General features: G+C 67.8%; 22 protein-coding genes. 13 read left to right on the top strand and 9 right to left on the bottom strand.

Annotated elements, in window-relative coordinates; all coding sequences use genetic code 11:
* Positions 1-21 precede the first annotated feature (21 nt).
* The 3 genes from RKE40_RS12360 to proB are packed head-to-tail and all read right to left on the bottom strand — an operon-like array spanning position 22 to position 3,094.
* Positions 22-633: a nicotinate-nucleotide adenylyltransferase gene (locus RKE40_RS12360; RefSeq protein ID WP_316018534.1), complete on the bottom strand. Its 612-nt coding sequence runs from the start codon at positions 631-633 to the stop codon at positions 22-24.
* On the bottom strand, positions 630-1,919 hold the full coding sequence (locus RKE40_RS12355; RefSeq protein ID WP_316018560.1) for a glutamate-5-semialdehyde dehydrogenase: 1,290 nt from the start codon (positions 1,917-1,919) through the stop codon (positions 630-632). Before RKE40_RS12355 ends, RKE40_RS12360 begins: the two co-directional genes overlap by 4 nt.
* 35 nt (positions 1,920-1,954) lie before the next feature.
* Positions 1,955-3,094: a glutamate 5-kinase gene (proB, locus tag RKE40_RS12350; RefSeq protein ID WP_316018533.1), complete on the bottom strand. Its 1,140-nt coding sequence runs from the start codon at positions 3,092-3,094 to the stop codon at positions 1,955-1,957.
* 511 nt (positions 3,095-3,605) lie between these two features.
* Here proB and rpsU point away from each other — a divergent pair.
* The 5 genes from rpsU to RKE40_RS12325 all read left to right on the top strand — a co-directional run bounded on the left by rpsU (position 3,606) and on the right by RKE40_RS12325 (position 7,778).
* A complete protein-coding gene (rpsU, locus tag RKE40_RS12345; RefSeq protein ID WP_316018532.1) occupies positions 3,606-3,869 on the top strand; it encodes a 30S ribosomal protein S21 in 264 nt (87 codons plus the stop codon).
* An 83-nt stretch (positions 3,870-3,952) separates the two neighbouring features.
* The gene (locus RKE40_RS12340; protein ID WP_316018531.1) at positions 3,953-4,330 is read left to right on the top strand and encodes a DUF6481 family protein; all 378 of its coding nucleotides are present in this window, start codon (positions 3,953-3,955) and stop codon (positions 4,328-4,330) included.
* 317 nt (positions 4,331-4,647) lie between these two features.
* Positions 4,648-5,763, top strand: a complete 1,116-nt coding sequence (locus tag RKE40_RS12335) for a TRAP transporter substrate-binding protein (RefSeq protein WP_316018530.1) — start codon at positions 4,648-4,650, stop codon at positions 5,761-5,763.
* Positions 5,764-5,853: 90 nt separating this feature from the next.
* Positions 5,854-6,447 (top strand): TRAP transporter small permease subunit, encoded by a 594-nt coding sequence (locus RKE40_RS12330; RefSeq protein ID WP_316018529.1) that lies wholly within the window; start codon positions 5,854-5,856, stop codon positions 6,445-6,447.
* An 11-nt stretch (positions 6,448-6,458) separates the two neighbouring features.
* The gene (locus RKE40_RS12325) at positions 6,459-7,778 is read left to right on the top strand and encodes a TRAP transporter large permease (protein ID WP_316018559.1); all 1,320 of its coding nucleotides are present in this window, start codon (positions 6,459-6,461) and stop codon (positions 7,776-7,778) included.
* Positions 7,779-7,937: 159 nt separating this feature from the next.
* Here RKE40_RS12325 and RKE40_RS12320 read toward each other — a convergent pair whose 3' ends face one another.
* Positions 7,938-8,462: a hypothetical protein gene (locus RKE40_RS12320; protein ID WP_316018528.1), complete on the bottom strand. Its 525-nt coding sequence runs from the start codon at positions 8,460-8,462 to the stop codon at positions 7,938-7,940.
* A 211-nt stretch (positions 8,463-8,673) separates the two neighbouring features.
* Between RKE40_RS12320 and RKE40_RS12315 the strand changes: the two genes are divergently transcribed.
* Complete coding sequence (locus RKE40_RS12315) at positions 8,674-8,985, top strand: hypothetical protein (protein ID WP_316018527.1); 312 nt, start codon at positions 8,674-8,676, stop codon at positions 8,983-8,985.
* A 78-nt stretch (positions 8,986-9,063) separates the two neighbouring features.
* Here RKE40_RS12315 and RKE40_RS12310 read toward each other — a convergent pair whose 3' ends face one another.
* Positions 9,064-10,488 (bottom strand): M20 family metallopeptidase, encoded by a 1,425-nt coding sequence (locus tag RKE40_RS12310; protein WP_316018526.1) that lies wholly within the window; start codon positions 10,486-10,488, stop codon positions 9,064-9,066.
* 141 nt (positions 10,489-10,629) lie between these two features.
* Here RKE40_RS12310 and RKE40_RS12305 point away from each other — a divergent pair, with 141 nt between their 5' ends.
* Together RKE40_RS12305 and RKE40_RS12300 are read left to right on the top strand one after the other, a co-directional pair.
* Positions 10,630-11,784: a glycosyltransferase family 4 protein gene (locus tag RKE40_RS12305; RefSeq protein ID WP_316018525.1), complete on the top strand. Its 1,155-nt coding sequence runs from the start codon at positions 10,630-10,632 to the stop codon at positions 11,782-11,784.
* Complete coding sequence (locus RKE40_RS12300) at positions 11,781-12,449, top strand: class I SAM-dependent methyltransferase (protein WP_316018524.1); 669 nt, start codon at positions 11,781-11,783, stop codon at positions 12,447-12,449. Before RKE40_RS12305 ends, RKE40_RS12300 begins: the two co-directional genes overlap by 4 nt.
* An 18-nt stretch (positions 12,450-12,467) precedes the next feature.
* Here RKE40_RS12300 and RKE40_RS12295 read toward each other — a convergent pair whose 3' ends face one another.
* Both RKE40_RS12295 and RKE40_RS12290 read right to left on the bottom strand, forming a co-directional pair.
* A complete protein-coding gene (locus RKE40_RS12295) occupies positions 12,468-13,535 on the bottom strand; it encodes a patatin-like phospholipase family protein (RefSeq protein WP_316018523.1) in 1,068 nt (355 codons plus the stop codon).
* Positions 13,532-14,317, bottom strand: coding sequence for a 3-hydroxybutyrate dehydrogenase (locus tag RKE40_RS12290; protein WP_316018522.1), 786 nt, complete (start codon positions 14,315-14,317; stop codon positions 13,532-13,534). The genes RKE40_RS12295 and RKE40_RS12290 overlap by 4 nt, the downstream gene beginning before the upstream one ends.
* A 119-nt stretch (positions 14,318-14,436) precedes the next feature.
* Here RKE40_RS12290 and RKE40_RS12285 point away from each other — a divergent pair, with 119 nt between their 5' ends.
* From RKE40_RS12285 to RKE40_RS12275, 3 genes are all read left to right on the top strand, one after another.
* A complete protein-coding gene (locus RKE40_RS12285; protein WP_316018521.1) occupies positions 14,437-15,000 on the top strand; it encodes a transcriptional repressor in 564 nt (187 codons plus the stop codon).
* Between the two features lie 69 nt (positions 15,001-15,069).
* On the top strand, positions 15,070-16,359 hold the full coding sequence (ispG, locus tag RKE40_RS12280) for a flavodoxin-dependent (E)-4-hydroxy-3-methylbut-2-enyl-diphosphate synthase (RefSeq protein WP_390893340.1): 1,290 nt from the start codon (positions 15,070-15,072) through the stop codon (positions 16,357-16,359).
* 107 nt (positions 16,360-16,466) lie between these two features.
* A complete protein-coding gene (locus RKE40_RS12275) occupies positions 16,467-18,452 on the top strand; it encodes a potassium transporter Kup (protein WP_316018520.1) in 1,986 nt (661 codons plus the stop codon).
* A gap of 93 nt (positions 18,453-18,545) precedes the next feature.
* Here the strand turns inward: RKE40_RS12275 and RKE40_RS12270 are convergent, their stop codons facing one another.
* Positions 18,546-19,496: a polyprenyl synthetase family protein gene (locus RKE40_RS12270; RefSeq protein ID WP_316018519.1), complete on the bottom strand. Its 951-nt coding sequence runs from the start codon at positions 19,494-19,496 to the stop codon at positions 18,546-18,548.
* Between the two features lie 84 nt (positions 19,497-19,580).
* Between RKE40_RS12270 and mtgA the strand changes: the two genes are divergently transcribed.
* Complete coding sequence (gene mtgA / locus RKE40_RS12265; protein ID WP_390893339.1) at positions 19,581-20,354, top strand: monofunctional biosynthetic peptidoglycan transglycosylase; 774 nt, start codon at positions 19,581-19,583, stop codon at positions 20,352-20,354.
* Positions 20,355-20,443: 89 nt separating this feature from the next.
* Positions 20,444-20,629, top strand: a complete 186-nt coding sequence (rpmF, locus tag RKE40_RS12260; protein WP_291638998.1) for a 50S ribosomal protein L32 — start codon at positions 20,444-20,446, stop codon at positions 20,627-20,629.
* 88 nt (positions 20,630-20,717) lie between these two features.
* Here the strand turns inward: rpmF and RKE40_RS12255 are convergent, their stop codons facing one another.
* On the bottom strand, positions 20,718-20,948 hold the full coding sequence (locus RKE40_RS12255) for a hypothetical protein (RefSeq protein ID WP_316018518.1): 231 nt from the start codon (positions 20,946-20,948) through the stop codon (positions 20,718-20,720).
* Positions 20,949-21,015: the final 67 nt, after the last annotated feature.

Here is a 21,015-nt window from a genome sequence, read left to right as displayed (position 1 = left end):
TACGCTTTCAGGGGGCATATTTCAATCGTTTTCGGCGTTTTCGCGCAATTGCGTCGAGGAAAGGTCCGAGCGCTTGCCGTGCAGGAAGATCCAGGCGGGAGGGGTGCGCACGGCGAGCGCGCCACCCTGGTTCTCGGGAAGACGCCAGCGCGCAAGCCAGTTGCCGGCGGGCGAAGAGACCGAGCGATGGGTCGAGCCCGGCCTGTCAATCACGGCGATCGGCATCATCCTGGCGATGGTGCGCCACTCGTTCCAGCGGTGGAAGCTGGCGAGGTTGTCCGAGCCCATGATCCAGACGAAGCGCACGCCCGGGCAGCGCCGCTTCAGCGCGCGCAGCGTGTCGGCGGTGTAGCGGGTGCGCAGGCCGGCCTCGACGCCGGTAATGTGGATACGGCCATGGTCGGCGAGCTTGCGGGCGAAGGCGATGCGCTCGGCCAGGGGCGGCAAGGCGCGGTTGTCCTTCAGCGGGTTGCCGGGGCTGACCAGCCACCAGATGCGGTCGAGCTGGAGCCGGCGCAGCGCGGTCAGGCTCGCCATCCTGTGCCCGTCATGGGCCGGATTGAAGGAGCCGCCGAACAGGCCGATGCGCAGGCCGGGCGCGTAGGGCGGTAGGCGCAGATCCTCGGTGCTCACGGGCGCGTCTGGCCCCGGCCGTGGACCCGGTATTTGAACGAGCAGAGCTGTTCGACGCCGACCGGGCCGCGCGCATGCATGCGGCCGGTGGCGATGCCGATCTCGGCCCCGAAGCCGAATTCACCGCCATCTGCGAACTGGGTCGAGGCGTTGTGCAGGACGATTGCCGAATCGACCTCGGCGAGGAAGCGCTGCGCCGCGGCCTCGTCCCCGGTGACGATGGCGTCGGTATGGTGCGAGCCGTAGCGCTCGACATGGTCGATGGCGGCATCGAGGCCGGGCACGACCTTCGCCGCGATGATGCGGTCGAGATATTCGGTGCCCCAATCCTCCTCGCTCGCCGGGGCGACGCGTGAGTCCGCCGCCTGGCAGGCCGCGTCACCGCGCACCGCGCAGCCGGCGTCGAGCAGGGCGGCGAGCAGCGGCTTCAGATGCGTCGCGGCGCAGGCCTCGTCGACGAGCAGCGTCTCGGCCGCGCCGCAGACGCCGGTGCGGCGCAGCTTGGCGTTGAGCAGGATTTCCCCGGCCATGGCGAGATCGGCGGCCGCATGGACATAGACATGGCAGTTGCCGTCGAGATGGGCGAAGACCGGCACGCGCGCATCGGACTGCACCCGCGCCACCAGGCTCTTGCCGCCGCGCGGCACGACGACGTCGACATTGCCGCCGAGCCCGGCGAGAATCTCGCCGACGGCGGCGCGGTCGCGGCTGGGCACGAGCTGGATGGCGTCGCGCGGCAGACCGGAGGCGGCGAGCCCGTCCTGCATTGCGGCTGCGATCTCGGTCGACGTCCGGAAGCTGTCGGAGCCGGCGCGCAGGATCGCGACATTGCCGCTCTTCAGGCAAAGAGCGCCGGCATCGGCGGTGACGTTCGGGCGGCTCTCGAAGATCACGGCGACGACGCCGAGCGGTGTCGCGACGCGTTCGAAGAACAGGCCGTTGGGCTGGGTCCAGCTCGCCAGCACCCGGCCGACGGGGTCGGGCAGGGCGGCGATGCCCGCGACGGCTTCGGCGATGGCGGCGAGGCGGCTCTCGTCGAGCGCGAGCCGGTCGAGATAGGCGGCGTTCTGGCCGGCGGCGCGGGCCTCGTCGAGATCCTGCCGGTTGGCGGCGAGGATGGCGTCGGAGCGGGCGCGTAGCGCCGCGGCGATGGCGCGCAGGGCCTCGTCGCGCTGGGCGCCAGTGGTCGCTCCGAGGCGCCTTGCGGCGGCGCGGGCGCGGCGGCCGAGCTCGCGCATCAATGCTGCGACCTCGCCGTTCTGGTTGCTCGCCTCGGGCAGGCGCATTGCGCTCTCGCTGGTCATGATCCGGTGATGCTCACTCAGTCAGCGCGATCGTAGCCGAGGCGCAATGCCATGTCGTCCCGGTGAATCATCTCGGCCCGGCCGGGATAGCCCAGCACCGAAGCGATATCGCGAGAGGCCTTGCCGAGAACGCGCCCGGCTTCCTCGGCGTCATAGGCGACGAGCCCGCGCCCGAGCTCGCTGCCGTCGCCGGCGCGGATGACCACGGCGTCGCCGCGGCTGAAGCTGCCGTCGATCCGGGTGACGCCGACCGGTAGCAGGCTGGCGCCGCCGCGCAGCGCCCGGGCGGCTCCCTCGTCGACGTAGAGCACGCCGCGGGGCTCGAGCGTGCCGGCGATCCAGGTCTTGCGGGCCGTCGCAGGCGTAGAGCCGCTGAGGAACCAGGTGCAGCGGCCGCCCTGAGCGACCTGCCGCAGCGGGTTCTTGCCGCGCCCGTCGGCGATCAGCATATGGGCGCCGCCGGCGGTGGCGATCTTGCCGGCCTCGATCTTCGTGCGCATGCCGCCGCGCGAGAGCTCGGAGGCGGCGCCGCCGGCCATCGCCTCGATCGCGGGCGTGATCGTGGGCACGACCGGGATCAGCTTCGCGTCCGGGTCGGATTGCGGCGGGGCGGTGTAGAGTCCGTCGATATCGGAGAACAGTACGAGCAGGTCGGCGCCGGCCATGGTCGCGACGCGCGCCGCCAGCCGGTCATTGTCGCCGTAGCGGATCTCGGAGGTGGCGACCGTGTCGTTCTCGTTGATCACCGGCACGGCTCGCAGGTCGAGGAGGCGACCGAGCGTGGCGCGGGCGTTGAGATAGCGTCGGCGTTCCTCGGTGTCGGCGAGGGTCAGCAGGACCTGTCCGGCGATCAGGCCGTGATGGCCAAGCGATTCAGCCCAGTTGCGGGCAAGGGCGATCTGGCCGATCGCGGCCGCGGCCTGGCTTTCCTCCAGCTTGAGGGCGCCGGCCGGCAGCTTGAGCACGGTGCGGCCGAGCGCGATCGCGCCCGAGGAGACGACGAGCACATCGGCGCCGCTCGCATGCAGCTCGGCGAGGTCCTCGGCGAGCGCCGCGAGCCAGGCATGACGCAGCCGGCCGCCGGCACGGTCGACGAGCAGGGAGGAGCCGACCTTGACGACGACGCGGCGGAACTGGCGAAGGGCAGGGATGCTCACGCGGATGGACCGGGCAGGACAGGGAAAGCGGGTACCGAGCGGTACCGTCTTGGCGAAATCGCGGCTGTTGTAAAGCCGTACGACACGTAGAGCGGGCCTTGCGAGCCGTGTTTGCGGGAGGCGGCGCCGCGCGGGGCGCATGGCGGCCATCGGTCCGCGTGACGGGGCGGCGCGCTCCGTCCCGGCTCATTGGCGGCGGGCGGGAGACAGTGAAGTCGCCGGTCTCTCAGCTGGGGGTTGATTGATAAGCAAATGAAATCAATGCCCTAGTGAGGGGCGTTAGGTGTTCGGCAGGTCGGGCATCCTTCCGCCTGCCATCCGTCCTGATCGCAGGCGGAAGGATGCGGCGTGCACTGCCTCTGAGACAAAATGCAGTGAAAAGGCGACTTATTGCCACTTATGGACGCGGATGCACTGGCGCTTTCGGCCTCAGTCTGCTACCGCACCGCGCAGATCGAGGGACTGCCGACTGCTTGGCCCCTCCCATTCAGTCCCTTGTCAGGAGAAATGCATGCAGGTTCTCGTGCGCGACAACAATGTCGACCAGGCCCTCCGAGTTCTGAAGAAGAAGATGCAGCGCGAGGGCGTGTTTCGCGAGATGAAGCGCCGGGCCGCCTACGAGAAGCCTTCCGAGCAGCGCGTCCGCGAAAAGGCCGATGCCATTCGTCGCGCCCGCAAGCTCGCCCGCAAGCAGGCTCAGCGTGAAGGCCTGATCGCCGCGCCGAAGCCGAAGGTCATGAAGCCCCGCCCTGGGGTCGCAGCAGCCCCGCGTTGATCTCAGTACAAATCTCCAGCGATTTGCCGTAAACGCTCGCGCGGGCGGCATCCTCGCCCGTGCAAGCAAAGAGAAGCGAAGCCTTGAAGAACCCGAACGACCGCCATTTCACTGATCGCCAGGCCAATTCCGCAAATGCGAAGAAGGCTCTGCTGGAGCGCTTCAAGAAGCGTCCCGGCCCGGACGATCCCGTGATGGTGCAGCGTCGGGCCGAGCGCCAGGCGATCGCGGACGCACGCGCGGAGCGTGAGGCCAAGAAGGAGGCCGAGCGCCAGGAAGCCGAGCGTCTGGCGGCCATTGAGCAGGCCGCCCGCGAGGAAGCCGAGCGCATCGCCGAGGCCGAGCGCGAGGCGATCCGCAAGGCTGAGCAGGCCAAGCGCGATGCCGAGCGTCCGCGCCGCGTCCTGCTGGAGGCCGTGCAGTACATGGAAATGCGCGTCGCCGGCAAAGGCCGCCGCTGATACAGCGCGCTCGTCGCGGAGGCGACGAGATCTCGAGAATTTCTTGACGAAAGCCCGCCCGGCCATGCCGGGCGGGCTTTTTGCTTGGCAACGACTTGACCGATTTCTTTGCGTCATCCTGATGATGCAGCGCAGTAAAACATACGGCATGAGTGTTTTGTTTCTGCGGGGGAACAGCACTCATTCCCAAGCGGACCTAGTCCTTCGACTAATTGCCCCTTGCCAGATGCGCTAGTCCACGAAACTCTGGTCTTCGGCCGAGAGAGCCTCAATCAAATGCACGCCGCTCGAACGGCGCAGCTTCTGGGGAGAGAAACGTGACTTCCGAACCGACGAAGACGCGCGCCAGCAGGCGCAACTTCCTCAAGGTCGCCGGGCTCGCCGGCGCTGGCGCCGTCGCCATGCCGCAGGTCAGCCGGGCGCAGACCGTGACCTGGAAATTCCAGTCGACCTGGCCGACCAAGGACATCTTCCACGAATTCGCCGGCGACTTCGCCAAGCGCGTCAACGACATGTCGGGGGGCAGGCTGAAGCTCGACGTGCTCGCCGCCGGCGCGGTGGTGCCGGCCTTCCAGATGCAGGACGCGGTCGCGGCCGGCATTCTCGACGGCGGCCACGGCGTCTCGGCCTATTGGTACGGCAAGAACAAGGCCTTCTCGCTGTTCGGCACGCCGCCGGCGCTGGGCTGGGACGCCACCAACTTCCTCGGCTGGATGAACTATGGCGGCGGCTACGACCTCTACAACGACCTCGTCCAGAACCAGCTCAAGCTCAATCTCGTCGGCTTCTTTTCGGGGCCGATGCCCTGCCAGCCGCTCGGCTGGTTCAAGAAGGAGCTGAAGACCGCCGACGACTTCAAGGGGCTGAAGTACCGCACCGTCGGCCTCGCCGCCGATCTCAAGCGCGAAATGGGCGCTGCGGTGACCATCCTCGCAGGCGGCGAGATCGTGCCGGCGCTGGAGCGCGGCGTGATCGACGGGGCGGAGTTCAACAACCCGTCCTCCGACTCGATCCTCGGCTTCCAGGACGTCGCCAAGGTCTACATGCTGCAGAGCTACCATCAGGCGGCGGAGAGCTTCGAACTGCTCTTCAACAAGACCAAGTTCGATGCGCTGGCGCCGGAGCTCAAGGCGATGGTGAAGTTCGCGTCCGAGTCCGCGTCCTCGGACATGAACTGGAAGGCGCTCGACCGCTACTCCAAGGATATCGAGGCGTTGCGCGCCAAGGGCGTCAATGTCGTGCCGACGCCCGAAGCGATCCTCAAGGCGCAGCTCGCGGCCTGGGACAAGGTGCTGGAGAAGCTCGGCGGCGAGAACGCCTTCTTCAAGAAGGTGGTGGATTCGCAGAAGGACTGGGTGAAGCGCACGGTTTCTTTCCAGCGGCTCAACGAGCCGTCGCGCGACCTCGCCTTCAACCACTTCTTCAAGACCTGACCAGGTCCGCCCGATGAAGCTTCGCCCGCCACCGTTCGCGGTGGTGGGCGTTCTGCGCCCTCGATTCCAAGCAGCAGGCAGCGGATACGCATGGGACTGATCCTGGCGATCGACAAAGTGAATACCGCCATCGGCAAGCTCGCCGGCTGGACCATCCTGATCCTGACATTGGCGATCAGCTACGAGGTCTTCGCCCGCTACGTGCTGCGCGCGCCGACCGAATGGGCCTTCGACGTCAGCTACATCCTCTACGGGACCCTGTTCATGCTGGCCGGGCCCTATGCGCTCGCCCGCAATGCGCATGTCCGCGGCGACTTCCTCTACCGGCAATGGGCACCCCGCACGCAGGCGCGGCTCGATCTGGCGCTCTATTTCCTCTTCTTCTTCCCCGGCATCATCGCGCTGGCCTGGGCCGGCTACAAGTTCGCGGCCTTCTCCTGGATGATCGGCGAGCACTCCTCGAACTCGCCGAGCGGGCCGCCGCTCTACCATTTCAAATCGCTGATCCCGATCGCCGGCGTGCTGATGACGGTGCAGGGGCTGGCCGAGGTCGCGCGCTGCGTCATCTGCCTGCGCACCGGCGAATGGCCGCCGCGGCTGCATGATGTCGAGGAAACCGAAAAGCTCATTCTGGAACAGGCCGCGGCTGCGCAAGGCGCGCCGGAAGCCGGGAAAGCGATCTGATGCTGCTTGGCATGGGTAATCCCGAACTGGGCGTGGTGATGCTCGTCCTGTTCATCGTCTTCATCATGCTCGGCTTCCCGATCGCCTTCACGCTGATGGCTCTCGGCGTCGGCTTTGGCTACTGGGCGATGGGCGATACGGTCTTCAACCTGGTGGTGCAGCGCACCTACTCGGTGATGGCCAACGACGTGCTGGTCTCGATCCCGCTCTTCATCTTCATGGGCTACATCATCGAGCGGGCGAACATCCTCGACAAGCTGTTCCATTCGATCCAGCTCGCCCTCGGCAACGTTCCCGGCTCGCTCGCTATCGCGACGCTCGCGACCTGCGCGATCTTCGCGACCGCGACCGGCATCGTCGGTGCGGTGGTGACCCTTATGGGACTGCTCGCCTTCCCGGCAATGCTGCGGGCCGGCTACGACGTCAAGCTCTCGGCCGGCGTGGTCTGCGCCGGCGGCTGCCTCGGCATCCTGATCCCGCCTTCGGTGATGCTGATCCTCTATGGCGCGACGGCCGGCGTCTCGGTGCCCAAGCTCTATGCAGGCGCGCTGTTCCCGGGGCTGCTGCTCGCCGGCATGTACATGCTCTATGTGCTGATCCGCTGCTGGCTGAACCCGGCGCTCGCGCCGAAGCTGCCTAAGGAGCAGACCGATGTGCCCTGGACCACGGTGGCCTGGGCGCTGGCGACGAGCTTCTTCCCGCTGACCCTGCTGATCATGTCGGTGCTGGGCGCGATCTTCTTCGGCATCGCGACGCCGACCGAGGCGGCGGCCGTCGGCTCGCTCGGCAGCCTGATCCTGGCCGCTGCCTATCGTTCGCTGAGCTACAGCAAGGTCAAGGAGTCCGTTATCCTGACGGCGCGGACCTCGGCGATGGTCTGCTGGCTCTTCGTCGGCTCCTTCATCTTCTCGTCGATCTTCGCGATCCTCGGCGGTCACGAGCCGATCAAGAGCCTGGTCACGGCGCTGAACCTGTCGCCGACCATGTTCCTGATCGTGGCGCAGATCATCATCTTCATCCTCGGCTGGCCGCTGGAATGGACCGAGATCATCGTGATCTTCGTGCCGATCTTCCTGCCGCTGCTGGAGTTCTTCAAGATCGATCCGCTGTTCTTCGGCATCCTGATCGCCCTGAATATCCAGACCTCGTTCCTGTCGCCGCCGGTGGCGATGGCGCCCTTCTACCTCAAGGGGATCGCGCCGCCGCACGTCACCATCAACCAGATCTTCGCGGGCGTGATGCCCTATCTGGCGATCGTGCTGTTCGCGATGGTGGTGGTCTATGTCTTCCCGGGCATCGCGCTCTGGCTGCCGAAATATCTCTACGGCTAGAGTTGCGGCTGTTCGAGAATTCTCAGCCCTCATACTGAGCAGCGCTCCGCAGGAGCGCGTCTCGAAGGATGCTCCGGAAGGCTCGGGAGCATCCTGAAGCATCCTTCGAGACGCCGCTACGCGGCTCCTCAGGATGAGGGCTGAGGCGACTGTTAGAACCTACTCCTCCACGCGGCCGTCCTGGCCGCAGCGGAAGCCCGCCGCCTTCTCATCGGCAAGGCGACGGGCGGCGGCATTGGCGTCGCGGCTGCGCCCGTCGACGCTGCCGATGACGCAGGAGACGCCGTCGGGGCCGAGGCGGTAGACGACGAGGCGGCTGCCGTCGAGCTTGCCGACATTCCGGCCGGTGGCGTAGCGCAGGATCGCGGCCTGCGGCCGCCCGCCTTTCGGACCGCGCCATTCGATGGTCCGACCTGCTTCGAAGAAGCTCGCCTTGTCCGAGATCGTTTCCGCGATCGGCCGCGTGCTGAAATCGACCGAGGACGAATCGTCGCCGGCCGTCCAGATCACAGGGATGCCGGCCTTGCCGGCGCAGCGATGCACCGAGACGCCCTGGTCGTCGGGCTTTGCCTTGCGGCATTTGCCGTAGTCATGGCTGGTGTAGTCGCTGGTCCAGTTCTCCGCGACGGCGTTGCCGCCGGTCAGCGCGAGGCAGAACCCTAGAGCGATCGTCCTCATCGGCATGCGAGGCCTTCCTCCGCGGCGCTGCCCGCATCAAACGCTGCTGGTGGCGGAAAACAAGCCCTGCGAGACCGGGCCGTTGCCTGCCGTCTCGATCGAGCCGAGGGCACCTTCGATTCTTTTTTTGGGGCCTCCGGCGATTCCGGTTCAGCGGCGGACAAGGCTCGATCATGGCGAATGGTTCGCCACCCGGCTACCTGATCGGAGAACGAACATGACCCGCACCAAGAAGAGCTTCGCCGCTGCCGTCGCCGCCCTGGCGCTGGGCGCTTCCGTTTTCGCTACCTCTGATGCCGAAGCCCGCCCGCGCTATCGCGGCGCCGCCATCGGAGCCGGTATCGTCGGTGCGCTCGCGGTCGGCGCTCTCGCTGCCGCTGCCACCGCTCCGGCCTATGGTTACGGTTATGGCTACGGTTACGAGCCGGCCTATGCCTACGGCCCGGTGCGTCGCTGCCATCTGGTCGACCGCGTCAACTATTATGGCGACGTCATCGGCACCCGCCGCGTCTGCCGCACCTATTACTGAGCTTTCCCGAGGCCGTCCTCCCCGGCCAAACTCAAAGGCCCGCCAGAAGGCGGGCCTTTTTTTGTATCGCGGTCTTGTTCAGCCGCCGGTCGACATGGTCAGCGGCGGCTTCACCTCGGCGGGGATCGGCGAGACATAGCCGCCATCGGCCGCGACGCGCTTCTGGAAGTCGGCCTTGGCCGCTGCCATCAGGGCGGGATCGGTCAGCACGGCGGCGCCGGTCGCGGCCATCGCCTTGGCGACCTGGACCATCGCCTTGTGCGCAGCCGGGGTCTTGCCCTGCGCCACCACCTGCCAGGTGTGGAACGGCGTGCCGATCGCGACCGTCGGCGCGTGGGCCTGCACGGTCGGAACGACCCAGCTGACATCGCCGACATCGGTCGAGCCGATCGCCGGGTTGCGCGGGGCGTCGAGCGGCACGGTGAAGTCGGCGAGCGCCGCATCGGTCTTGGGCATGCCGATCGAGCGCCAGAGCGCGTCGATGTCCTTCTGGGTCAGCGTCTCGCGGATCTTGCGCGCGAACTCCTGGTCGGCCTCGTCGAAATGCGGCGGGCCGAGATCTTCCATGATGCCCTGCAGGGCGCTCTCCAGCGGGCCGTTGCCGACGACGTTGGAGACGGCGCTGACGATCTTCACCTCGACCTTGGTCTCGGTCATGAGCGCGGCGCCCTCGGCGATCTTCTTCACGCGGCCGACGAGCTCGAGCATGCCCGGCAGGTCGCGGGCGCGGATCGAATAGCGCACGCGGGCATGGGCCTGGACGACGTTCGGGGCGATGCCGCCGGTGTCGAGCAGGGCATAGTGGACGCGCGCGTCGCTCGGCATGTGCTCGCGCATGTAGTTGACGCCGACATTCATCAGCTCGACGGCGTCGAGCGCGCTGCGGCCTAGCTCGGGCGAGGCGGCGGCGTGCGAAGTGCGGCCGGTGAAGGTGAAGTCGGCGCGGGTATTGGCGAGCGAGAGCGGCGGCGTCACCTCCCAGAAGCTGTTCGGATGCCAGGAGATCGCGATATCGGCGTCCTTGAAGGCGCCGGCGCGAACCATGAAGGCCTTGGCGGCGCCGCCTTCCTCGGCCGGGCAGCCATAGTAGCGCACGCGGCCGGGCAGCTTGTTCTCGGCGAGCCAGTTCTTCATCGCGGTCGCGGCCAGCAGGGCGGCCGAGCCGAGCAGGTTGTGGCCGCAGCCATGGCCGTGGCCGCCGGCCTCGATCTCGCGATGCTCGGCGACGCCGGCCTCCTGGGAAAGGCCCGGCAGCGCGTCATACTCGCCGAGGAAGGCGATGACCGGGCCGCCTTCGCCGGCCTCGCCGATCACCGCGGTCGGGATATCGGCGACGTTCTCGGTGATCCGGAAGCCCTGGTGCTTCAGCTCGGCGACATGCTCGGCGACCGAGCGCTTCTCGGTGTAGCAGACTTCCGGAATCGCCCAGACCCGGTCGCTGAGTTCGATGAAGCGCTCCTTGCTGGCGTCGACATGGCGCCAGAGATCGTTGCGGTTGTCCATTTCTACGTCCCGTGTTGGGTGAGCTTTCGGCCCCTTCTCGCAAGCGTGGGGCCTCGCGTCCAGCAACCGGAGGGCATGGCGGCCCTGCCTGAGCCTATCGTTGGTGCTTGATTTTCGGGGCGGCATCAGCCTGATGCGCGCATGGCTCGCCGCAAGCTTCTCTTCGTCGCCACCGAGGACTGGTTCTTCGCCTCGCACTTCCTGCCGATGGCGCGGGCGGCGCGCGAGCTCGGCTTCGATGTCGCCGTGATCGCCCGCGAGCGCCAGCACCGGCGCGCGATCGAAGCGGCTGGCGCGCGGCTGATCGCGCTCGAGGCCGAGCGCCGCAGCCTGTCGCCCAAGGCGCTCTACCGGCAGGTCGCCGCGCTGAAGCGGCTGATCGCCACCGAGAAGCCCGACATCCTGCACTGTATCGCGCTGAAGCCGATCGCGCTTGCCGGGCTTGCCGGGAAACTCGCGGGGGTCGAGCGGCGCGTCTATGCGCTGACCGGGCTCGGCTTCCTCGGGGCCCGCGAAGGCTTTCCGGCGCAGGCGGCGCGGCTGGCGGCACGGCTCTGGCTGCGCGAGGCGATCGACGGGCCGCAGGTGCGCTTCCTGTTCGAGAACCCCGACGATCCCGTCATGCTCGGACTGGAACCGACCGATGCAACCAAGGTCGCGATCGTCGGCGGCGCCGGCGTCGACCCGCTGATCCTGATGCCGGAGCCGATGCCGCCGCAGCCGCCGCTCAAGGTCGCCGTCGTCGCGCGCATGCTCTGGTCGAAGGGCGTCGACCTCGCCGTCGAGGCGGTGACGCTGGCGCGCAAGCAGGGCGCGCGCATCGAGCTCACGCTATATGGCGCTCCCGATCCGTCCAATCCCAAGGCGGTGCCGGAAGCGACCTTGCGGGAATGGTCGTCGCGGCCCGGCATCAAATGGGCCGGGCCGACGCGCGATATCGAGGGCGTCTGGCGCGCCCATCAGGTCTGCTGCCTGCCGTCGCGCGGCGGCGAAGGCCTGCCGCGCAGTCTGCTGGAGGGGGCAGCCTGCGGCCGGGCGCTCTTGACCACCGACGTACCCGGCTGCCGCTCCTTCGTGCGGGATGGGCAGGACGGCTTCGTCGTCCCGGCCAATGACGTCGCAGCCCTGACCAAGTCGCTGATGGCGCTCGCCGGCTCGCCCGGCATGGTCGAGCGCATGGGAGCGAGCGCGCGCGAGCGGCTGCTCGCCGGCTATACCGAGCGCGACGTGATGGAGGGCGTGAAGGGCCTCTATCGCGGCCTGCTCGGCCAGCCGCAGGCGGATATCGTCGCATGAGCGAGCTGCTGGAAACGGAAGATCGGATCGGCTTCATCCGCGCCCATACGCGCCTCCTGCCGGTGCCGCATGCGCCGGAAATCTCGCTGCATGTCGCCGAGGAGGCGACCGAGCTCTGGCAGAAGACCGAGGAGGAGCTGGCGACGATCGGCCTGCCGCCGCCCTTCTGGGCCTTTGCCTGGGCCGGCGGGCAGGCGTTGGCGCGCTATGTGCTCGACCATCCGGAGGTTGTTCGCGGGCGGCGCGTGCTCGATTTCGCAAGCGGTTCCGGCCTCGTCGCCATCGCTGCGGCGAAGGCCGGCGCGGCCAGCGTGGCAGCGGCGGATATCGACGCGTTTGCCGCCGCCGCGATCGGGCTCAATGCCGCGGCGAACGGCGTCTCGGTCGCGCCACGGCGCGACGACCTGATCGGTCGGGACGAGGGCTGGGAGACGGTGCTCGCCGGCGACATCTGCTATGAGCGCGCGCTTGCCGGACAGGTGATCGACTGGCTGACGGCGCTCGCCGGGCGCGGCGCGCAGGTCTTGATCGGCGATCCCGGTCGCAGCTATCTCCCCAAGGACAAGCTCGTCGAGGTCGCGACCTATCAGGTGCCGGTAACGCGTGCACTGGAGGATGCCGAGATCAAGAAGAGCTCGGTCTGGCGGCTGGCTAGTGCGCCGTGATGGCGCTGCGGTTCGCTTTCAGTCGATCGCGTCCTTGAGATCGACCGTGCCCTGCTTGCCGATCGCGTCGTAATTGCGCTTGAGCCAGCGCTTGGCGGCGTTGCGCCCCATATCGCGCAGGCGCAGCAGGAAATCCCATTCGGCCCTGAGTCGTGAGGAACTGGTGAGCTGCGCCAGAGGCGCGCCGCCATCGATCCGGTGCATCAGCACGCGCTTGTAGTCTGACGTCGAGAGCTTGCCTGCATCGATCAGGCGGTTGACGAAGGCGATGGCGCGTAGCTCGCGCAGGAGCGAGGCGTTGAAGGTGATCTCGTTCAGCCGGTCCTGGATGGCGCGGGCATTGGTCGGCAGTTCGCGGCGCTCGAGCGGATTGATCTGGACCAGCAGGATATCGTCGCCCTGCGCCTCGTAGAACAGAGGATAGAGCGCCGGATTGCCCATATAGCCGCCGTCCCAATAGGCTTGTCCGTCGATCTCGACGGCCTGGAACAGCATAGGCAGGCAGGCCGAGGCCATCAGATGGTCGGCGGTGAGTTCCTGGCGGGTAAAAACCCTGATCTTGCCGGTGCGGACATTGGTCGCGGCGATGAACAGGTTGACGTCGGCGCAGCCGCGCACCTTGTCGAAGTCGATCAGGTCCGAGATCACCCCGCGCAGCGGATTGATGTTGAGCGGGTTGACGTCATAGGGGCTCGCCATCTTCGAGAACATCTCGAACCAGATCAGGCCGGGCGGGTGGCCATTGCTCCAGGCGCCGAGCATGGTGTCGATCAGCGAGCGCTCGGAGCCGCCATATTTGCCGTCGACGCTGATCCGGCGCCAGAAATTCTCCAGCGCCGTGCGGGCGCCGTCGGCGCCGCCATCGAGCCAGCCCTCTGCCAGCACGACGGCATTCATCGCGCCGGCGCTGGCGCCGGTCATCGCCTCGATCGCGATCCGGCCGTCGGCGAGGATCGCGTCGAGCACGCCCCAGGTGAAGGCGCCGTGGGCGCCGCCACCTTGCAGAGCGAGGTTGACCGACTTCTCCGCCTTCGGCCCGGCGAGGCCTTTGACCTGCGGGACGCGGCGCTGGCGGCGGCCGGTCACGCGGCGGTCCAGCCGCCGTCCATCGGCAGGGTCGTGCCGGTGATCGACTTCGCCGCGTCGGTGCACAGGAAGATGGCGAGCGCCGCGACCTGCTCGACGGTGACGAACTGCTTGGTCGGCTGGGCGAGCAACAGCACGTCGTTGATGACCTGCTCCTTGGTGAGATTGCGGGCCTTCATCGTGTCGGGGATCTGCTTCTCGACCAAAGGCGTCCAGACATAGCCGGGGGCGATCGCGTTGACGGTGATGCCATGGGTCGCGACTTCGAGCGCCACCGTCTTGGTGAAGCCCGCAATGCCGTGCTTGGCGGCGACATAGGCGGACTTGAACGGCGAGGCGACGAAGGCGTGGGCGGAAGCGGTGTTGATGATCCGGCCCCAGCCCTTCGCCTTCATCTTCGGCAGGGCGGCGCGGGTGGCGTGGAAGGCCGAGGACAGGTTGATCGCGATGATCTGGTCCCATTTCTCGAGCGGGAACTCGTCGACCGGCGCGACATGCTGGATGCCGGCATTGTTGACGAGGATGTCGATGGCTCCGAATTCCTTTTCGGCCTCGGCGACCATGGCTGCGATCTCGTCAGGCTTCATCATGTTGGCGGCCGAGTAGCGCGCCTTGACCTTGAACTCGGCCTCGATGCCCGCTCGTTCCTTCTCGATCGCGTCGGCATCGCCGAAACCGTTGATCACGACATTGGCACCTTCGGCGGCGAGCGCGCGGGCGTAGGCAAGGCCGATGCCGGAGGTGGAGCCGGTGACGAGCGCGGTGCGGTCTTTGAGGAACATTGCGGGCAGCTCCTGACATTCTGCGGGGAATTGCTTAGCTTACAGGCGGTGAGGGCGGCCGCGCCAGCCGGGGCGGCTGCGGTCGCCCAACGCTGCCCGATGTGATATTGCAACGCAACATGACGAAAATGCAGCCAGACGCGCACCACCATGGCGACGACCATGGCCATCTGCACGCCCATGAACGCGGCCACGAGCACGGCCTGTGCCAGCACGCCCATGACCACGCCGATCAGGCGGAGGCCGGGCTGGCGCGGGCCGAAGCCGTCTGCAGTGAGCGCGGCCTCAGGCTGACGCCGATCCGGCGCAAGACGCTGGAGGCGCTCTATGCCGATCACCGGCCGGTCGGCGCCTATGACCTAGCCGACCGAATCTCCCCGCCTGGCGGACGGCGGCTGGCGCCGATCTCGATCTACCGCGCCCTCGACTTCCTGGTCGAGCAGGGCTTCGTCCATCGGCTGAGCTCGCGCAACGCCTTCATCGCCTGCCCGCACGGGCATGGCGCCGACGAGGCCGTCGCCTTCCTGATCTGCGAGGTCTGCGGGGGGGTCGACGAGGATGCCTCGCCGGCGATGCGCAGCGCGATTCGCGGCATGGCGCAGGCCAGGCAGTTCAAGACCTCGTATCAGGTGGTCGAGATCGTCGGGCGCTGCGAGCACTGCCGAAATGCCGAGGCGGCTTGACGATCTTCCCGCAAGGGCGCAGTTCAGCCGGTGCGAACCGTTACCGGCCCTGAAATCCGGACCTCTTTCATGACCGAGCCGCTACAGATCTGCCTGCCTGAAGGTCCGCAAGCCGCACCCGCACCGCGGGCGGGCACGGTCCCGGTCATGGTCGGGCATGTCAAGGTCGGCGGCGGCGCGCCGATCGTCGTGCAGTCGATGACCAATACCGACACTGCCGACATCGCGGCGACTGTCGGCCAGGTCGCGGCGCTGGCGCGGGCGGGCTCCGAGCTCGTGCGCATCACCGTCGACCGCGACGAGGCGGCGGCGGCTGTGCCGTATATCCGCGAGCGGCTCGACATTCTCGGCATCGACGTGCCGCTGATCGGCGATTTCCACTATATCGGCCACAAGCTGCTCGCCGATCATCCGGCCTGCGCGCAGGCGCTGGCGAAGTACCGGATCAACCCCGGCAATGTCGGCTTCAAGGACAAGAAGGACAGGCAGTTCGGTCAGATCGTCGAACTCGCGATCCGGCACGGCAAGAGCGTGCGCATCGGCGCGAATTGGGGCTCGCTCGACCAGGAATTGCTGACCGGGCTGATGGACATCAATGCGCGCTCGCCGCGGCCGCTCGACGCGCGCGCCGTGATGCGCGAGGCGATGGTGCGCTCGGCCCTGCTCTCGGCGGAGCGCGCCGAGGAGATCGGACTCGGGCGCGACCGGATTATCCTTTCCGCCAAGGTCTCGGGCGTGCAGGACTTGATCGCGGTCTATCGGATGCTGGCCTCGCGAGGGGACTACGCGATCCATCTCGGCCTGACGGAGGCAGGCATGGGCTCCAAGGGGCTCGTTGCCTCCTCGGCGGCGCTCGGCGTGCTGCTGCAGGACGGCATCGGCGACACGATCCGCTTCTCGCTGACGCCGGAGCCGGGCGGCGACCGCACGCTCGAGGTCAAGGCCTCGCAGGAACTGCTGCAGACCATGGGCTTCCGCGCCTTCGTGCCTCAGGTCGCGGCCTGCCCCGGCTGCGGGCGCACGACCTCGACCGTGTTCCAGGAACTGGCGCGCGATATCCAGGACTGGATCGCCGCCTCCATGCCAGACTGGAAGCTGCGCTATCCTGGCGTCGAGGAGCTCAACGTCGCGGTGATGGGTTGCATCGTCAACGGTCCCGGCGAATCCAAGCATGCCGATATCGGTATCTCGCTGCCCGGTACCGGCGAGGCGCCGACGGCGCCGGTCTTCGTCGACGGCAAGAAGGTTATGACGCTGCGCGGTGCCAATATCGCGGCCGAGTTCAAGACGATGGTCGATGAGTATATCGGCCGGCGCTACGGGCAGGCCTATGAGCTGCGCGCCAAGGCGGCGGAGTAGCTGCGGACGGCCTGTGGCTTTGCTGCGCTTGCGCCTATGCGCGCGATACAGGCTGTGCTAGAGGCCCCGGCCTTTCGCTGCGTCGCAGCACCCGCGGAGCACCCTTGATGGGTCATGACCAGCAGAATCCGGCCCCTGCCAAGCCGGATGGGGACCGGTTCGGCCTCGAAGAACCGGCAAATGGCAGCCATTCCTCGCACAGCTATGCCGCGCTCGCCCTCGGTGCGCTCGGCGTCGTCTTCGGCGACATCGGCACCAGCCCGCTCTATGCGCTGCGCGAGACGATCCTGGCCGCGACCGGCGCCGCCTCGGGCGGCCATGGCAGCACCGTCGAGGTGACGCTCGCCGGGCCGCTGCCGCGCGAGGTGATCCTCGGCGTGCTCTCGCTGATCCTGTGGTCGCTGGTCAGCGTGGTGACGTTGAAATACGTCGTGCTGCTGCTGCGGGCCGACAATAACGGCGAGGGCGGCACGCTGACCCTGGTGGCGCTGGCGCAGCGCGCGCTCGGGCGCAGCCGAGGGGGCGTGGTGCTGTTCCTCGGCATGGCGGGCGCGGCGCTGTTCTATGGCGATGCGGTGATCACGCCGGCGATCTCGGTGCTCTCGGCGATCGAAGGCATCAAGCTGGTGACGCCGGTGCTCGACGATTACGTCGTCACCATCGCGTCGGTGATCATGATCGTGCTCTTCCTGGTGCAGAGTCGCGGCACGGCGAAGGTCGCGAATTTCTTCGGCCCCGTGATGACGCTCTGGTTCCTGACCCTGGGCGGGCTCGGAATCTACCATATCTCCGACGATCTCGGGGTCCTGGCCTCGATCAACCCCTATCACGGCCTGCGCTTCTTCATCGATCATCCCGGTCTGTCTCTGGCCGTGCTTGGCACGGTCTGCCTCGCGGTCACCGGAGCGGAGGCGCTCTACGCCGATATGGGCCATTTCGGGCGCGGGCCGATCCGCGGCGCCTGGCTCTATCTGGTCTTCCCGGCGCTGTGGTTGAACTATCTCGGCCAGGGCGCGCTGATCCTCTCGGATTCCTCGGCGATCGAGAATCCGTTCTTTCGCCTCGCGCCGCAGGGTTTCACCCTGCCGCTGGTGATCATGGCGACGATCGCCACGATCATCGCCAGCCAGGCGGTGATCACCGGCGCGTTCTCGCTGACCCGGCAGGCGATCCAGCTCGGCCTGCTGCCGCGTCTCGAAATCCGGCACACCTCTGAGCATACCTCCGGCCAGATCTTCATCCCGCGGATGAACACGCTGCTCCTTCTGACGGTGCTGCTCCTGATCTGGACGTTCAGGACCTCCTCGAACCTCTCGCATGCCTATGGCATCTCGGTGTTCGGCGCGATGGCGGTGGATTCGCTGCTCGCCTTCATCGTGATCTGGCGCGGCTGGCGCTGGAGCCTGCTGGCGACCTCGCTGGTGCTGGTGCCTTTCCTCGTCATCGACATCGCCTTCTTCTCCGCCAACCTGCTGAAGCTGTTCAGCGGCGGCTATGTCCCGGTGCTGTTCGCGATCGCACTGACGGTGCTGATGTGGACCTGGGTGCGCGGCACGCGGATCCTGTTCGACAAGACCCGCAAGACCGACGTGCCGCTGCTCGAACTGGTCGGCATGCTGACCAAGAGCCCGCCCTACCGGGTCAAGGGCATGGCGGTGTTCCTGACCAGCGACCCGGAGACGGCGCCGGCCTCGCTGCTGCACAACCTCAAGCACAACAAGGTGCTGCACGAGCGCAACGTGATCCTGACCGTGCGCTCGGCCGACACGCCGCGCGTCGCCGAAAGCGAGCGCGTCAGGCTCTCGCGGATCACCGACGATTTCTGGCGGGTCGAGATGATCTATGGCTACATGGAGAGCCCGAACGTCCCCAAGGGGCTCGCCATCCTGCGCAAGCAGGGCTTCAAGTTCGACATCATGTCGACCTCGTTCTTCCTGTCGCGGCGCTCGATCAAGGCCTCGCCGAACTCCGGCATGCCGGTCTGGCAGGACAATCTCTTCATCGGCCTGACCAAGAGCGCGACCGACGCCACCAACTTCTTCCAGATCCCGACGGGACGCGTGGTCGAGGTCGGGACGCAGGTCACGGTCTAAGCGCGAAGCGCGACCGCAAGCGGCCCGGCCTCTTTCCGGGCTCGCCGCTGCGGCAGCGCCCCGGAAAGGCCGTGGACGGCCCGGGCGCCGGGCTCAGCTCTTTCGGCTCGCGGCAAAGCGCGCCGCCGCCCGCAGCATGCCGGCCTCCGCGCCGAACGCTGCCAGCGCCGCCACGGCTGCTTCGCTGAAGCGATCGCGCTCGCGCTTCGCCGCCTCCAGCCCGAGGGCCGTGACCAGGGTCGCCTTGCCCCTGGCATCGTCCTTGGCGGTCGCCTTGCCCATCTGCTCGGGGCTGGCCTCGACATCGAGAATGTCGTCGGCGACCTGGAAGGCCGCTCCGAGCGCCCGGCCGTATTCGGTCAGCGCTGCCATGCTTCCGGCATCGGCCTGGCCGAGGCGGGCGCCGAGCGTGACGCTCGCGGCCAGCAAGGCGCCGGTCTTCATCGCCTGCAGGCGCAGGATCGCGGCCTCGCCGAGGCGCGCCGGCGCGCCTTCGGCGGGAAAGCGGCCCTCTGCGGCCAGGTCGAGCATCTGGCCGCCGACCATGCCGCCGGCACCGAGCGCACGCGACAGCATCAGGACAAGCGCAGCGCGGGTTTCGCCGTCGCGATGGGTGGCGGGGTCTGAGAGGACGTCGAAGGCCAGCGTCAGCAGGCTGTCGCCGGCGAGAATCGCGGTCGCCTCGTCGAAGGCCTTGTGCACGGTCGGCCGGCCACGGCGCAGATCGTCGTCGTCCATGGCCGGCAGGTCGTCATGGACCAGCGAGTAGCAATGGGCGAGCTCGATAGCCGCGCCGGCACGCAGGGCCTGCGGACGCTCGGCGCCGAAGATTCGAGCGGCTTCGGCGACCAGGAAGGGGCGCAGGCGCTTGCCGCCGCCGAGGGCGCCATGGCGCATAGCCGCCAGCAGGCGGGCCGGCCGGTGGATCTCGCCCGCCTCGGGTTCGTCGCGCAACAGGCTGGCGAGAAGCGCCTCGATGGCATCAGCGGTCTCGGCAAGGCCGGCGGCGAGAGCCTCTTCGGAGGCAGGTTGCGCGGAACTCATGACGCCCTCTTGCGTTCGCTCGCCGGGCCGGTGCCCAGCGTTTTGGGGCTTGCAGGAGGCGGGCTTCATCGTCAAGCGTGGGGCATGACAGGAATGGCAGGCAATCCGGGTCCGAAGCGCAGCGGCCTCGTGACGCGAATCATCCGCATCCTGACGATGACCATGCTGGCTCTGGCGATCAGCTTCGGCGTGGTGCTCGCGCTCTATCGCTTCGTCCCGGCGCCATCGACATTGATGCTCGGGCGCTGGCTGACCTTTCGCGAGGTGAATCGTGACTGGGTGCCGCTGGAGCAGATCTCGCCGCATCTGGTCCGTGCCGTAATCGCCTCCGAGGACCAGCGCTTCTGCAGCCATGCCGGCGTCGACTGGGGCGAGCTCAACGCCGTGTTGCAGGACGAGGACGGGCCGAGCCGCGGCGCTTCGACGCTGACCATGCAGACCGCCAAGAACCTCTTCCTCTGGCCGGGGCGTTCCTATCTGCGCAAGGCGCTGGAGCTGCCCGTGGCGCTGTCGATCGATCTCGCCTGGCCCAAGCAGCGGATCATCGAGGTCTATCTCAACGTCGCCGAATGGGGCGAGGGGGTGTTCGGCGCGGAGGCGGCAGCGCAGCTCTATTTCGGCAAGCCCGCCGCGAAGCTGACGCCGGCCGAGGCGGCGCGGCTCGCCGGAGCCTTGCCCAATCCGATCCTCCGCAATCCCGCCCGACCGAACCGTGGCCTGCAGGCTGCGGCCGGGCGGGTGCAGCGGCGCATGCAGCAGCTCGGGCCGCTGGGCGACTGTGCGTTGCCGCGCCGGAGCGCGGCGGCCTTGCCAGATTTTCGGCCGGATGCTCTAGCCAGAGCGCGCGCAAGCGTGTAAAGGCCTGCCACCTCACGAATGTGACGTCGTCGCACAGGTCGTGCGGGCGAGAGCCCGGCGCGTCCCGCGACGGCATGATGGAGAGTACCATGGCCGTTCCGAAGAGAAAGACTTCGCCGTCGAAGCGCGGCATGCGCCGCTCGGCCGATGCGCTGAAGCAGCCTGCCTACATCGAAGACAAGAACTCCGGCGAACTGCGCCGTCCGCACCATGTCGACCTGAAGTCGGGCATGTATCGCGGCCGCCAGGTCCTGAAGGCCAAGACCGAGGCCTGATAACGGGTGGGGCTCGAAGCCCCGACCGTCCAGAGAGATTCGGAAAAAGCCGGCCGCCAGGCCGGCTTTTTCGCGTTCGCGGCGATGTTCAGGCGAGACGCGCCGCGATCCGGGGCGTGCGGAGCGAGGAGCCGGCGGCCTCGCGGTAGAGGCTGGTCGCAGCGGCGGGCGTCTCGCGGTCGCGGCGGGCGAAGGGGCCGATGCCGGCATGGCTGGCGGCGAGCTGGACCAGGAAGACAGCCGGGACGAGCGCGGTCGGCGGCTTGCGCCGCTCGGTTCTGCGGCGTTCCCGAACCCCGTCCCAAATCTCTCCCGCCATTGTTCCGCTCCGAAACGCCAGGGCTTTCCGGAGCGCAGAGCTGCAAGCACGAGGCCGGTCTTAACCG

The organism is Allobosea rubneri, from assembly GCF_032464875.1.
Classification (GTDB): Bacteria; Pseudomonadota; Alphaproteobacteria; order Rhizobiales; family Beijerinckiaceae; genus Allobosea; species Allobosea rubneri.
Note: the sequence above shows the minus strand (reverse complement) of the source record. Positions and strands in the feature narration are given on the sequence as shown.